11 protein-coding genes and 4 tRNA genes are annotated in these 12788 nt (G+C 66.3%); 3 read left to right on the top strand and 12 right to left on the bottom strand.

Annotated features, from left to right (window positions below; genetic code table 11):
* Window positions 1-120: 120 nt before the first annotated feature.
* From MRS60_RS05425 to uvrC, 6 genes are all read right to left on the bottom strand, one after another.
* Window positions 121-194: transfer RNA gene (locus MRS60_RS05425), tRNA-Cys, on the bottom strand.
* A gap of 100 nt (window positions 195-294) precedes the next feature.
* Window positions 295-370: transfer RNA gene (locus tag MRS60_RS05420), tRNA-Gly, on the bottom strand.
* Between the two features lie 51 nt (window positions 371-421).
* Window positions 422-497: transfer RNA gene (locus tag MRS60_RS05415), tRNA-Gly, on the bottom strand.
* A gap of 52 nt (window positions 498-549) precedes the next feature.
* Window positions 550-625: transfer RNA gene (locus tag MRS60_RS05410), tRNA-Gly, on the bottom strand.
* A gap of 142 nt (window positions 626-767) precedes the next feature.
* Window positions 768-1355 (bottom strand): CDP-diacylglycerol--glycerol-3-phosphate 3-phosphatidyltransferase, encoded by a 588-nt coding sequence (gene pgsA, locus MRS60_RS05405; RefSeq protein ID WP_034183114.1) that lies wholly within the window; start codon window positions 1353-1355, stop codon window positions 768-770.
* Window positions 1356-1454: 99 nt separating this feature from the next.
* A complete protein-coding gene (gene uvrC, locus MRS60_RS05400) occupies window positions 1455-3506 on the bottom strand; it encodes an excinuclease ABC subunit UvrC (RefSeq protein WP_243565322.1) in 2052 nt (683 codons plus the stop codon).
* Window positions 3507-3582: 76 nt separating this feature from the next.
* Here uvrC and earP point away from each other — a divergent pair, with 76 nt between their 5' ends.
* The 3 genes from earP (at window position 3583) to MRS60_RS05385 (ending at window position 7116) form a co-directional block, all read left to right on the top strand.
* Window positions 3583-4776: an elongation factor P maturation arginine rhamnosyltransferase EarP gene (gene earP / locus MRS60_RS05395; RefSeq protein ID WP_243565321.1), complete on the top strand. Its 1194-nt coding sequence runs from the start codon at window positions 3583-3585 to the stop codon at window positions 4774-4776.
* 128 nt (window positions 4777-4904) lie between these two features.
* Window positions 4905-5462: an elongation factor P gene (gene efp / locus MRS60_RS05390; protein ID WP_034183111.1), complete on the top strand. Its 558-nt coding sequence runs from the start codon at window positions 4905-4907 to the stop codon at window positions 5460-5462.
* 268 nt (window positions 5463-5730) lie between these two features.
* Entirely contained in the window at window positions 5731-7116 is a 1386-nt protein-coding gene (locus tag MRS60_RS05385) for a sigma-54-dependent transcriptional regulator (protein ID WP_034183110.1), read from the top strand.
* Between the two features lie 192 nt (window positions 7117-7308).
* Here MRS60_RS05385 and nagZ read toward each other — a convergent pair whose 3' ends face one another.
* From nagZ to rnc, 6 genes are all read right to left on the bottom strand, one after another.
* The gene (gene nagZ / locus MRS60_RS05380) at window positions 7309-8337 is read right to left on the bottom strand and encodes a beta-N-acetylhexosaminidase (RefSeq protein ID WP_105390726.1); all 1029 of its coding nucleotides are present in this window, start codon (window positions 8335-8337) and stop codon (window positions 7309-7311) included.
* Between the two features lie 16 nt (window positions 8338-8353).
* Complete coding sequence (acpS, locus tag MRS60_RS05375) at window positions 8354-8782, bottom strand: holo-ACP synthase (RefSeq protein ID WP_021159685.1); 429 nt, start codon at window positions 8780-8782, stop codon at window positions 8354-8356.
* 72 nt (window positions 8783-8854) lie between these two features.
* On the bottom strand, window positions 8855-9631 hold the full coding sequence (gene pdxJ / locus MRS60_RS05370; protein ID WP_105390725.1) for a pyridoxine 5'-phosphate synthase: 777 nt from the start codon (window positions 9629-9631) through the stop codon (window positions 8855-8857).
* The gene (gene recO / locus MRS60_RS05365; protein ID WP_034183107.1) at window positions 9628-10464 is read right to left on the bottom strand and encodes a DNA repair protein RecO; all 837 of its coding nucleotides are present in this window, start codon (window positions 10462-10464) and stop codon (window positions 9628-9630) included. Before recO ends, pdxJ begins: the two co-directional genes overlap by 4 nt.
* Window positions 10451-11350, bottom strand: a complete 900-nt coding sequence (gene era, locus MRS60_RS05360; protein ID WP_034183106.1) for a GTPase Era — start codon at window positions 11348-11350, stop codon at window positions 10451-10453. The genes recO and era overlap by 14 nt, the downstream gene beginning before the upstream one ends.
* A 60-nt stretch (window positions 11351-11410) precedes the next feature.
* Window positions 11411-12637, bottom strand: coding sequence for a ribonuclease III (rnc, locus tag MRS60_RS05355; protein WP_105390723.1), 1227 nt, complete (start codon window positions 12635-12637; stop codon window positions 11411-11413).
* Between the last annotated feature and the right edge of the window lie 151 nt (window positions 12638-12788).

The following is a 12788-nucleotide window of genomic DNA, read 5'->3' as shown; positions in this document are numbered from 1 at the left end:
CGTGTTTCTTGAGTGGTTAGAGGCGACTTTGTACCACTCTCGGCGACTTTCTTACAAGGATGAAAGCGGGGCCGGAAAAAGAAAAAGCCCTGATTTCTCAGGGCTTTTTCTCTTCTTACTTGGAGGCGCGAGCCGGAGTCGAACCGGCCTAAACGGCTTTGCAGGCCGCTGCATAACCGCTTTGCTATCGCGCCAAAAGCGGACTGTCCGGATGCCGTGAAGGCAGGCGACAGATTTTTATTCGAGGACCGTAAGTCCATCAAATAAAAAGGGAAGCGTGGCTTCCCCATTACTTGGAGCGGGAGACGAGTCTCGAACTCGCGACCTCAACCTTGGCAAGGTTGCGCTCTACCAACTGAGCTACTCCCGCATTGTCCTGCATGTGCAGCGCTTTGCCGACCAACACGCTGCCGAAAAATCCTGGAGCGGGAGACGAGTCTCGAACTCGCGACCTCAACCTTGGCAAGGTTGCGCTCTACCAACTGAGCTACTCCCGCATTTGTCCTGCATCTGCAGCGCTTTGCCGACCAACACGCTGCCAGAAAAATCTGGAGCGGGAGACGAGTCTCGAACTCGCGACCTCAACCTTGGCAAGGTTGCGCTCTACCAACTGAGCTACTCCCGCGTATTGCTGCGCTACTGCTTCCCCGTCGCACTTACTTCGCCGTGCAGCGGAGAAGCGAGATTATGTCGAAGGCACATTCGTGTGTCAAGGGCTTTTCCTGCCCTTTTTCCAAAAACCTGCGCCGACGAGTACGTGGCGCGGGTCACGCGCCGCCGCGCTCGCGAATCTGCGGCCACGCGAGCTTCATGTAGTACAGCATCGACCAGATCGTCAGCACCGCCGCGAGATACATCAGCCACTCGCCCCACACGCGCGTGTCGATCGTCGCGACGCCGAGCGGCAGCGGCCCGTAGAACAGCAGCATCGGGATCGCGACCATCTGGCACGCGGTCTTGAACTTGCCGAGCTGGTTCACCGCGACGCTCTTCGACGCGCCGATCTGCGCCATCCACTCGCGCAGCGCCGAGATCGCGATCTCGCGGCCGACGATCACGAGCGCGATCGCCGCGTCGACCCGCGAAATCTGCACGAGGATCAGCAGCGCGGCCGTCACCATCAGCTTGTCCGCCACCGGATCGAGAAACGCGCCGAACGACGACGTCTGGTTCCACTTGCGCGCGAGAAACCCGTCGAACCAGTCGGTCAGCGCGGCGAGGATGAAGATCGCCGCCGCCGCGAGATTGCGGTGCGCGCCGCCCATCACCGTGTCCGGCAGATAGAACACGCCGACGACGAGCGGAATCAGCACGATCCGTACCCACGTCAGGAAAATCGGGAAATTGAACGGCATGGCATCCGGGACAGTAAAGGATTCGCAATTGTGCCGTGTCGACCGGCCTGCCACAAGAACGCGAAATCGCGGGCAAGGCAGCCGGCCGCACGGGCCGCGTCAGTGAAGCTGCTTGTAGATCTGCTCGGCAAGCGCGTGCGAGATGCCCTCGACGCTCGCGAGTTCCTCGACACTCGCGGCAACGACGCCGCGCAACCCTCCGAAGCGCGCGAGCAGCCGCTGCCGGCGCTTCGCGCCGACGCCCTCGAGTTCCTCGAGCCGCGACGTCTGGCGCGCCTTCGCCCGCTTCGCACGCATGCCCGTGATCGCGAAGCGGTGCGCCTCGTCGCGAATCTGCGCGACGAGCATCAGTGCCGCGCTTTCCTTGCCGAGTTCGAGCGGCGTGCGGCCGTCCGCGAACACGAGCGTCTCGAGGCCCACCTTGCGCCCCTCGCCTTTCGCGACGCCGACCAGCATCGACGTGTCGAGCCCGAGCTCGGTGAACACCTGGCGTGCGATTTCGACCTGACCCTTGCCGCCGTCGATCAGCACGATGTTCGGCAGCAGGCTCGACGCCTCGGCCTGGCGCGTCGACTCGCCGTCGATGCCGGCCGCATCATCCGCGGCGGCCGCCTGCGCGGCCTGCTCGACCATCTTCTCGTAGCGGCGCGTGAGCACCTGCCGCATCGCCGCATAATCGTCGCCCGGCGTGATGCCCGTGATGTTGTAGCGACGATACTCGCCCGACTGCATCTTGTGATGGTGATAGACGACGCACGACGCCTGCGTCGCCTCGCCCATCGTATGGCTGATGTCGAAGCATTCGATCCGCAGCGTCGCGAGATCGTCGCATTCGTAGCCGAGCGTCTCCGCGAGCGCGCGCGTACGCGCCTGCTGCGAGCCCTGCTCGGACAGCAGCCGCGCGAGCGCGAGCCGCGCGTTCTGCTCGGCCATCGACAGCCACGCGCGCCGCTGCCCCTGCGGCTGCCGCACCAGCGACACCTTGTGGCCGGCCTGCTCGGACAGCAGCTCGAGCAGGTCGCGGCTCGCGGGCGCATGACTCACGACGAGCACCGGCGGTACGCGGTTGCCGAGATAGTGCTGAGAGATGAACGCGTCGAGCACTTCGGCCTCGACCGACGCCACCGCGTCGCCGCGCGCGCTGCCGCCGTCTTCCGCGGGCTGATCGGGCAGTACGCCGTTGGTCGCGTCGGCCGCGTCGGCCGCGCCGGCAACCTCGGCCACCTCGGCCTCGTCGCCGAGACCGCCCTCGGCGAGCGTCAGCGCGCTTTCGACGTGCGTCGGGAAATACGCCTTGTCGCCGAGATGGCGGCCGCCGCGCACCATCGCAAGGTTCACGCACACGCGCCCGCCCAGCGCGACGACCGCCAGGATGTCGACGTCGCTGTCGCCGCCGACCTCGATCGCCTGCTGGTGCAGCACCGTCGCGAGCGAGCTCATCTGGTTGCGCACCGCAGCCGCCTGCTCGAATTTCAGCTCGGCCGCGAACGCGTGCATCTTCTGCTCGAGCTCGTTCATCACCTCGGACTGCCGGCCGAGCAGGAAACGCGCGGCGTTCGACACGTCGACCGCGTAATCCTCGTCGGAAATCGCACCGACGCACGGCGCCGTGCAGCGTCCGATCTGGTGCAGCAGGCACGGCCGCGTGCGGTTGTTGAAGACCGAATCCTCGCAGGTCCGCAACTGGAACACGCGCTGCAGGATCTGGATGCTCTCGCGCACGGCCCACGCACTCGGGAACGGCCCGAAATACTGGTTCTGCTTGTCGACCGAGCCGCGGTAGTAGGCCATCCGCGGAAAACGGTGCGCGGTGAGCTTCAGGTACGGATACGACTTGTCGTCGCGAAACAGGATGTTGTAGCGCGGCGCGAGCGCCTTGATCAGGTTGTTCTCGAGCAGCAGCGCCTCGGCTTCCGAGCGCGTGACGGTCGTCTCGATGCGCGCGATGCGCGTGACCATCATCGCGATGCGCGGCGACAGCTGCGTCTTCGTGAAATAGCTCGACACGCGCTTCTTCAGGTCGCGCGCCTTGCCGACGTAGAGGACGGCGCCCGCCGTGTCGTAATAGCGATAGACACCCGGCATGTGCGGCAACTGCGCAAGGATCTTCTTCGGTTCGAACGGAGTATCGGAGGCTTCTGGGGCTGTCATGCGTGATCCGGGCGCCTTGTAACGCGGGACGGGTCTATTAGAATCGCCAGTTTAGAGCATTCACCGGCCCGCTTCGATGCCACGCACCACCGCTGCCCCCCAATCCGCCGCGCTGCTCGCGCCGGGCGAACCGATCGCCTGCGACCTCTTCTGCACGGTAATCGACAATTTCGGCGACATCGGCGTGTGCTGGCGCGTCGCGCGCCAGCTCGCACACGAGCACGGCTGGCAGGTTCGCCTGTTCGTCGACGACCTGCGCACGTTCGCGCGCCTGCTGCCGGGGGTCGATCCCGACGCGGGACGGCAGACGGTCGACGGCATCGCGATCGAGCACTGGCATGCGGAAGCCGGCGACGCGCTCGAGATCGCCGATGTCGTGATCGAGGCATTCGCATGCGAGCTGCCCGGCGCGTATCTCGCCGCGATGGCGCGCCGTGCACGTCGCCCGGTGTGGATCAACCTCGAATACCTGAGCGCCGAGGAGTGGGTCGCCGATTTCCATTTGCGGCCGTCGCCGCATCCGCGCTACCCGCTGCTGAAGACGTTCTTCTTCCCGGGCCTGTCGGCCGGCACGGGCGGCGTCCTGAAGGAACACGACCTCGATGCGCGCCGCACCGCGTTCGAAACCGACGCGGCCGCGCGCGCCGCGTGGTGGCAGCGCGCGACCGGCGGCGCACCGCCGGCGCCCGGCACGACGGTCGTCAGCCTGTTCGCATACGAGAATCCGGCCGTCGACGCGCTGCTCGCGCAGTGGCGCGACGGCCCGTCGCCGGTCGTCGCGCTCGTGCCGGCCGGCCGCGTATCGCCTGCCGTCGCGCGCTTTTTCGGGGTCGAGTCGTTCGGCGCGGGCGCGCATGCGAGCAGCGGCAACCTGGTCGCTCACGGGCTCGCGTTCGTTCCGCAGGCCGACTACGACCCGCTGTTGTGGGTGGCCGACATCAATTTCGTGCGCGGCGAGGATTCGTTCGTCCGTGCGCAGTGGGCACGCAAGCCGTTCGTGTGGCATATCTACCCGCAGGCCGACGATGTACACCTGCCGAAGCTCGACGCCGCGCTCGCGCACTTGTCGGCCGGCCTCGCCGCCGCGCCGCGCACGGCGCTCGAGCGGTTCTGGCATGCGTGGAACGGCGTCGGCACGCCCGACTGGGCCGATTTCTGGCAACACCGTGCGGCACTGGACGCCAACGCGGCCCGCTGGGCCGACGCGCTCGCGGCGGTCGGCGATCTCGCCGGAAAGCTGGCGGAATACGCAAAATCTCAGTTAAAATAAGCGGTTATCCGACGGCCGACCACGCAAGCGCTCGCTTTTGGCGCCCACCGGAACGCGTCTGCTTGCGCCGTCAGCCGTTGTGCAACGCTCAGGCACCTATTTATTTGATTTGATCAGGACAGTTTTTTATGAAAACCGCTCAGGAACTCCGCGTAGGCAACGTCGTGCAGATCGGCAGCGACGCATGGGTCATCGCAAAGACGGAATACAACAAGTCGGGCCGTAACGCCGCCGTCGTCAAGATGAAGATGAAGAACCTGCTGTCGAACGCAGGCCAGGAATCGGTCTACAAGGCCGACGACAAGTTCGAAGTCGTCATGCTCGACCGCAAGGAAGTGACGTACTCGTACTTCGCCGATCCGATGTACGTGTTCATGGACGCCGACTACAACCAGTACGAAGTCGAAGCCGAAATGATGGGCGAAGCGCTGAACTACCTCGAAGACGGCATGGCGTGCGAAGTCGTGTTCTACAACGAGAAGGCGATCTCGGTCGAACTGCCGACGATCCTCGTTCGCGAGATCACCTACACCGAGCCGGCCGTCAAGGGCGACACGTCGTCGGGCAAGGTGCTGAAGAACGCCAAGCTCGCAACCGGCTTCGAACTGCAGGTTCCGCTCTTCTGCAACACCGGCGACAAGATCGAAATCGATACGCGCACGAACGAATACCGCAGCCGCGCGTAATCGCCAGCGATTCCCGCGTCGAACAAAGCGCCCTTCGGGGCGCTTTTTGTTTGCCTGTCGCCAACAGCGACCGCAAACCAGTGCCATATCAAGCACAAAATCCACCGGTAAAGATATTCAATTTGTATCATCGGTAACTGTTTTATAGCGCCGGAGAAATAATGCGCGTTACGCGTTCGGCGGGGCATAAAATCAGTTTTTAATCTGACATGCGGCTGCGGCTCCGATGGCCGACAGCCCGCCTCTCTTGACTCGACCCGCGTCCACCATGCCACACGCCCTGATTGTCGAAGACGATCCCAACAGTCTCTCCGGCCTCACCGCGCTGCTCGCCGCAGACGGCTTCTCGGTCGACACGGCCACGTCGCTCGCCGAAGCGCGCACGGCGCTCGGTCGCTCGATTCCCGATGTCGTCCTCGTCGACCTGAACCTGCCGGACGGCAGCGGCTTCGACCTGCTCCAGCACCTGCCGCAGCAACAACCGAACGGTTCGCTGCCCGTCATCGTGCTGACGGGCAACGCGACGGTCGAAAGCGCAATCGAGGGCCTGCGTCACGGTATTTGGGACTACCTGCTGAAGCCGATCAACATTCCTCGCCTGCGCAGCCTGCTCGCGCGAATCCCCCGCCCGTACGAACTGATCGACGAAGTGCAGTCGCTGCGCGCATCGCTGCGCCATCTCGGCCGCTTCGGCGCACTGGTCGGCCGCAGCGACGCGATGCAGCACGTGTACGACATGATCGAGCACAACGCGCGCACCGAAACGGCCGTGCTGTTCGCGGGCGAAGCCGGCACCGGCAAGAAGCTGGCCGCACGCACGCTGCATGAACTGAGCCGCCGCCGCAAAGGGCCGTTCGTGTCGTTCGACTGCCGGACGATCACGCAGGCCGGCCGGCACGGCGCATCGCTCGACAGCGTGCTGTTCGGCCATGAGCGCGGCGCGTTCGACGGCGCCGAGCGCCGCGAATCGGGCCTGTTCGAACAGGCCGGCGGCGGCACGCTGTTCCTCGACGAGATCACCGCGCTGCCGCTCGTGCTGCAGGAAGCGCTGCTGCAAGCGCTCGATTCGCAGAACTTCATGCGGATCGGCGGCACGAGCGCGATCACGAGCGATTTCCGGTTGATCGCGACCACGCGCCGCCCGGCGCGCGAAGCGGTCGCGAACGGCACGCTGCGCGAGGATCTGTGGCTGCGCCTCGATGCGGCATCGGTCACGATGCCGCCGCTGCGCGAGCGCGACGGCGACGCACTCGCGATCGCGGACGCGCTGATCGACGAACTGAACCGCGAAGCGCGCGCGACCGGCCGCAGCACGACCGACAAGCGCGCGGCGCCGGGCTTCGTGCGCGAATGCGTGTCCTACGAATGGCCTGGCAACGTGCGTGAGTTGCAGGAGCGCGTGCGCTTCGCGTACGACGCATCGGGCGACTTCATCGAGACGCTGCGCGCCGGCGAGACCAGCTTCGCCGCCGGCGCCGCGCTGAACGGCAGCAGCGTGCAGATCAAGGTCGGTACGCCGCTGGCCGACGTCGAGGATCTGCTGATCCGCGCGACGCTCGACGCGGTCGGCGGCACGCGCCACCGCGCGGCGACGCTGCTCGGCATCAGCCCCAAGACGCTGTACAACAAGCTGCAGCGGATGAAGGTGAACTGAGCGCGCGGCGATGCATGCGGGCGCTGGCAGGATCTGACCGTTAGTTGCGTCACGAGGTCGCCGCGCGGGCATGCCCGATTTCCGCCGCAGTCCTGTTCACGCCTGCCGCACCCCATGTAAAAAGCCGCGCTGTTGCGCGGCTTTTTGTTTCAGCGACCGGAATGGCGCGGTACCGCGCCAGCCCCTCCCCGCTTACGCCAGTGCGCTGCTCAACAGCGCCTGCGCCTGCAGATACTCGGGCTGCACGATCAGCTTGTCCCACTTGAGCGCCTTGCCGCGCGCGCGCATCCGCTTGAGACGTCGCACCGACTCGGCCGATGCGTGCGCCTTCAGCCCGTTCAGCACGACCTCGGCTGCGTCCGGCTGGTTGCAGACGAGCACCATGTCGCAACCGGCGGCGAGCGCGGCTTCGGCCGCCTGCGTGAGCGTGCCGCCTTCGCGGGCGGCCTCCATCGACAGGTCGTCGCTGAAGATCGCGCCCGTGAAGCCGAGCCGGCCGCGCAGGATGTCCTGCAGCCACACGCGCGAGAAACCGGCCGGCCGTTGGTCGACCTGCGTGTAGATCACGTGCGCGGGAATCACCGCGGACAGCGACAAGCCGAGCCAGTCGTACGGCGCGACGTCCTGCTTGAGGATCGCGTCGAGCGTGCGATCGTCGGTCGGCAGCGCGACGTGCGAATCGGCCTCCGCGAAGCCGTGCCCCGGAAAATGCTTGCCGCAGTTCGCCATGCCGGCAAGCGACAACCCGTGGTTCAGGCTCTTCGCGAGCAGCGTGACGACGCGCGGGTCGCGATGGAACGCGCGATCGCCGATCACTTTCGAGTGCCCGTAGTCGAGATCGAGCACGGGCGTGAAGCTCATGTCGATCCCGCACGCGCGCAGCTCGGCGGCCAGGATGTAGCCGACGGCGGTCGCGACCTTCGTCGCGAGCAGCACGTCGCGATCCCACAGCTCGCCGAGGCGGCGCATCGCGGGCAGCACCGTGAAGCCGTCGGTGCGGAAACGCTGCACGCGCCCGCCTTCGTGATCGACGGCGATCAGGATGTCTTCGCGCACCGCGCGGATCGAGTCGGTCAGCGCGGTCAGTTGCGCACGATTCTGGAAGTGCCGCGCGAACAGGATCACGCCGCCGGTGTTCGGATGCGCGAGGCGCCGCGCATCGTCGCGCGACAGGGCCGTGCCGACGACGTCGAGCATGACCGGGCCGGGAGTCGTTTTCATCGAATCGGGAATTCCGTCAGGAGGAGGTTCGGGAAACAGGTGCAGGCGCGGCGTCCGTCTCGGCGATCACGAACGACACCGCATAGTCGCGTTCGTCGCTGACCGTCACGCGCGCCGTGATGCCGCGTGCGGCAAGCCAGTCGGCCAGTTCGCCCGACGCGACCACGTACGGCTCGCCGCTCGGGTGGTTGAGGGTCTGCAATGCACGCCACGTCATCGGCCAATGCATGCCGAGCCCGATCGCCTTCGAGAACGCTTCCTTCGCGGAAAAGCGCGTCGCGAGAAATGCGATGCCGCGCGCCTCGGAACGTGCGCGACGCGCATGGAACACGCGCAGCTCGTCGGGGCCAAGCACCTTCTCGGCAAACCGGCCGCCCGTGCGCTCGAGCACGGCCGCGACGCGGCTCACCTGGGCAATGTCGGTACCGATACCGTAGATCGCCATGTCAGTACGCGCCGGAGCGTCCCGGCGGGGCCGGGTTGCAAACGACGCCCGCGGCGCGATGGAATGTCATCTTCAACGCGCGCCGCCATGCAGCGCGGCGACGCGTGCGGCAACCATGATTGCCTTCATCTCGCGCACCGCGTTGTCCCAGCCCGCGAAGATCGCGTGCGCGACGATTGCGTGGCCAATGTTCAGTTCGACGATGCCGTCGATCGCGGCGATCTGCTGCACGTTCGTGTAATGCAGGCCGTGACCCGCGTTGACCTTCAGGCCGAGCTTCGCGCCGGCCTGCACGCCCGCGACGATGCGCTCGTATTCGCGCTGCTGCTCGGCTTCGTCGTGCGCCTCGGCGTAGCGGCCCGTATGCAGTTCGATCACCGGCGCACCCGCTTCGTGCGCGGCGCGGATCTGCGTTTCGTCCGGGTCGATGAACAGCGACACGCGCACGCCCACGTCGGCAAGCTGCTTGCACGCCGCGCGCACGGCCTCGAAGTGGCCGGCGACGTCGAGGCCGCCTTCGGTCGTCAGTTCCTCCCGCTTCTCGGGCACGAGGCACGCGTCGTGCGGACGCACTTCGCACGCGATATCGAGCATCTCGGCCGTCACCGCGCACTCGAGGTTCATGCGCGTCTTCAGCAGCGGACGCAGCTTGCGCACGTCCGCGTCGACGATGTGACGGCGATCCTCGCGCAGGTGCAGCGTGATCGCGTCCGCGCCGGCCTCTTCGGCAGCGAGCGCCGCGCGGATCGGATCGGGATAGGCCGTGCCACGTGCATTGCGCAGCGTCGCGACGTGGTCGATGTTCACGCCGAGGTCGATGGCGGTGGGCGTTGTCAGGAAGAAGCTCATAGGTTTTGCAGGTCGATCAGGATCTGGCGCGTGGCAAGCGGCGTACCGCCGAGATAGGTGTTCAGCAGGAAGCGCATCAGCGTCTTGCTTTGCGCAACCGTCTGGGCTCGATGGTAATCGTCCTGCTCCATGTCGAGCAACGTCTGTCCGGCGATGACCGGCCAGTGCGACGGCACATCGTCGTCCGCATTGCGCACGCCGCGCTCGGGATCGAACACGTACCGGCGCTCGGGTTCGACCGCACGACGCGCGACCGTGCGGTTCAGCGCCATCGCGTAGCCGGTCTCGCGCAGCAGCACACGCTCGAACGAGCGCAGCACCTGCACCGCGGGTTCGCCGTGCGCGAGGCGCGTGAGGGTCAGCACGTAATGATTGAACAACGGCGGCTGCGGATCTTCGCGCGCGCAGAATTTCACGAGCAGCTCGTTCGCATAGAAGCCGCACAGCAGCCCGTCGCCGGCGAGCGGCAGCATCCCGCCGACCCACTCGGCGCCCGTCAGCGTGCGCACCTCGGATTTGCCCGACCAGGACAGCAGCAGCGGCTGGAATGTCTGCAGCACGCCGCGCAGTGCGGAGTGCGGGCGCTTCGCGCCCTTCGCGACGAGCGCGAGCCGGCCATGATCGCGCGTCAGCACGTCGACGATCAGGCTCGTTTCCCGGTACGGATAGCTGTGCAGCACGAACGCCGGCTGCTCGGCGACGCGGAAATCGGACGTGCGAGACGTCGCGCGCCGCGCCTTGCGCGGCGGTTCGGGCGGTGCCGGCAGCGGCGCGTCGTTCGCGCCGGCCGTCACCGCGTCTTCAGTCGACGTCAGCGCGTCATTCGTACCCATAGGCGCGCAGCCCCGCCTCGTTGTCGGCCCAGCCGCTCCTCACCTTCACGAAGGTCTCGAGGTACACGGGGCCGTCGAACAGCTTCTCCATGTCCATCCGCGCCTCGGTGCTGATCTGCTTGAGCTTCTCGCCCTTCTTGCCGATCACCATCGCCTTGTGCGAATCGCGCTCGACGAGGATCGTCGCGAAGATGCGCTTCAGGCGCCCTTCCTCCTCGAACTTGTCGATGATGACGGTGCTCGTGTACGGCAGTTCGTCGCCGGTCCAGCGGAACACCTTTTCGCGCAGGATCTCGGCCGCGAGGAAGCGCGAGCTGCGATCGGTGAGTTCATCCTCGCCGTAGATCGGCTCGCCTTCCGGCAGGTACGGCTTGATCGTCTCCAGCAGGCGCTTGATGTCTTCCGGCCGCTGCGCCGACAGCGGCACGAGTTCGGTGAATTCGCGCAGCGCGCTCATCTGCTGCATGAACGGGAACAGCGTCGCCTTGTCGGTCACGCGGTCGATCTTGTTCGCGATCAGCAGCGTCGGCATGCCGGGCGGGATCAGGTCGAGCACCTTCTGGTCGTCGGGCCCGAAGCGGCCCGCTTCGATCACGAACAGGATCACGTCGACCGACGTCAGCGTCGACGTGACCGCGCGGTTCAGCGAACGGTTCAGCGCGGTGCTGTGACGGGTCTGGAAGCCCGGCGTGTCGACGAACACGAACTGCGCGTCGTCGAACGTGTTGATGCCGGTGATGCGATGGCGGGTCGTCTGCGCCTTGCGCGACGTGATGCTGATCTTCTGGCCGACGAGTGCGTTCATCAACGTCGACTTGCCGACGTTCGGGCGGCCCACGATCGCGATCATGCCGCAACGGAAACCGGTAGGAGCGGGAGTGTTCATATCGTTTGGGAGACAGGTTCGGAAACGGCCGCGCGGCGCGCGGCGCGATCGATGGGCAATTCAGTGGTCGGCATCGGCGACGCGCGCCTGCGTGGCAGCAAGGCTCGCACCGCCCGGCGGCGTATCGGAATCGGGCGTCGCGGCATCGCGTGCGCGCACGGTCGCGCGCGAAGCGGGGTCGGAGCCGGCGGAAGGCTTGTCGGCGGACGACGATGCCGGATCGGCTGCGTGGCCGGCCGGTTTGTCGGCTGTGCGCGGCGCGGCTTCCGCGGGTTTTTCCGCAACCTTGTCGGTGCGCTCGGCCGGCTTTTCGGCAACCTTGTCGGTCGCCGGCTTCGTCGCCCGTTCGCCCTTGTCGGCAGCCGACTCGACATGCGCCGCTCGAATCGCGGCCATCGGCGCCGCAGCCGGCTCTACGCCGGCGCCGGTCGCAGCGGTTGCCGCAGGCACCGCACCGGCCGCCTTGGCCTCGCGCGCCGCCGCACGTTCCTTCCGCTCCGGCGAGCGCAGGTCGAGCGCTTCCTGCACGCCCTTCACGCCCGGCACGATTTCGGGTTCGACATGCTTCGACCCGCGCGCGTTTTTCGAGCGCTTCGGCTTCGAGGCCAGCATCGGCGCGGCCGCGATCACCTCGTCGAGCGCCTTCTTCGCCGCTGCCTGCTCGGCCGCGCGCCGGCTCGCACCGGAGCCCGACACCTTCACGTCCAGCTTCGGCACCGTGCATTCGACTTCGAATTGCTGATTGTGCGCCGCACCATGCGTCGCGACGACCGTGTAGGTCGGCAGCGCGATCTTGTGCCCCTGCAGGTATTCCTGCAGCAGCGTCTTCGCGTCCTTGCCGAGCGTGCGCGGATCGATGTGGTCGAGAATCGGGATGTAGAGGCGCTTGATGACCCCTTGGGCGGCTTCGAAGCCGCCATCGAGGAACACGGCCCCGATGATGGCTTCGAACGCGTCCGCGAGGATCGACGGGCGGCGGAAACCGCCGCTGCGCAGTTCGCCCTCGCCCAGCCGCAACCCGTCCGAAATATTCAGGGCCTGAGCAATTTCGTACAGCGACTGCTGTTTGACGAGGTTGGCGCGTACGCGCGACAGGTCACCTTCGTCCAGCTTGCTGAAACGCTGGAACAAAAGGGCGGCCACCGCGCAATTCAGAACGGAGTCGCCGAGAAACTCGAGCCGTTCGTTGTGCGTGGCACTGTGACTGCGATGGGTCAAAGCCTGGCGCAACAATTCCGCATTGCGAAATTCGTAGCGCAGCCGGCTTTCCAACTGGGATAAGGGCATGTGCAGGAGTATAACGCGGGCGCCGGTCGGGCCGAAACGGCACGGCCGGACACGAAAAGGCGTGACGAGGCGGTGTTACCGCCGGTTCTTAAAGTAGTTCGGCAATACGCGACGCGGCCCGTGCATCGCGTATTGCGCGTGAGTCGAATGC

The organism is Burkholderia pyrrocinia (genome assembly GCF_022809715.1).
In the GTDB taxonomy this organism is placed as follows: Bacteria; Pseudomonadota; Gammaproteobacteria; order Burkholderiales; family Burkholderiaceae; genus Burkholderia; species Burkholderia pyrrocinia_C.
This window is presented reverse-complemented; position numbering and strand designations above follow the sequence as displayed.

Excerpts from the sequence above, each read along its gene's own strand:
- pgsA (WP_034183114.1), bottom strand. The coding sequence starts at position 1,355 with ATGCCGTTCAATTTCCCGATTTTCCTGACGTGGGTACGGATCGTGCTG.
- uvrC (WP_243565322.1), bottom strand. The coding sequence starts at position 3,506 with ATGACAGCCCCAGAAGCCTCCGATACTCCGTTCGAACCGAAGAAGATC.
- earP (WP_243565321.1), top strand. The coding sequence starts at position 3,583 with ATGCCACGCACCACCGCTGCCCCCCAATCCGCCGCGCTGCTCGCGCCG.
- efp (WP_034183111.1), top strand. The coding sequence starts at position 4,905 with ATGAAAACCGCTCAGGAACTCCGCGTAGGCAACGTCGTGCAGATCGGC.
- MRS60_RS05385 (WP_034183110.1), top strand. The coding sequence starts at position 5,731 with ATGCCACACGCCCTGATTGTCGAAGACGATCCCAACAGTCTCTCCGGC.
- nagZ (WP_105390726.1), bottom strand. The coding sequence starts at position 8,337 with ATGAAAACGACTCCCGGCCCGGTCATGCTCGACGTCGTCGGCACGGCC.
- acpS (WP_021159685.1), bottom strand. The coding sequence starts at position 8,782 with ATGGCGATCTACGGTATCGGTACCGACATTGCCCAGGTGAGCCGCGTC.
- pdxJ (WP_105390725.1), bottom strand. The coding sequence starts at position 9,631 with ATGAGCTTCTTCCTGACAACGCCCACCGCCATCGACCTCGGCGTGAAC.
- recO (WP_034183107.1), bottom strand. The coding sequence starts at position 10,464 with ATGGGTACGAATGACGCGCTGACGTCGACTGAAGACGCGGTGACGGCC.
- era (WP_034183106.1), bottom strand. The coding sequence starts at position 11,350 with ATGAACACTCCCGCTCCTACCGGTTTCCGTTGCGGCATGATCGCGATC.
- rnc (WP_105390723.1), bottom strand. The coding sequence starts at position 12,637 with ATGCCCTTATCCCAGTTGGAAAGCCGGCTGCGCTACGAATTTCGCAAT.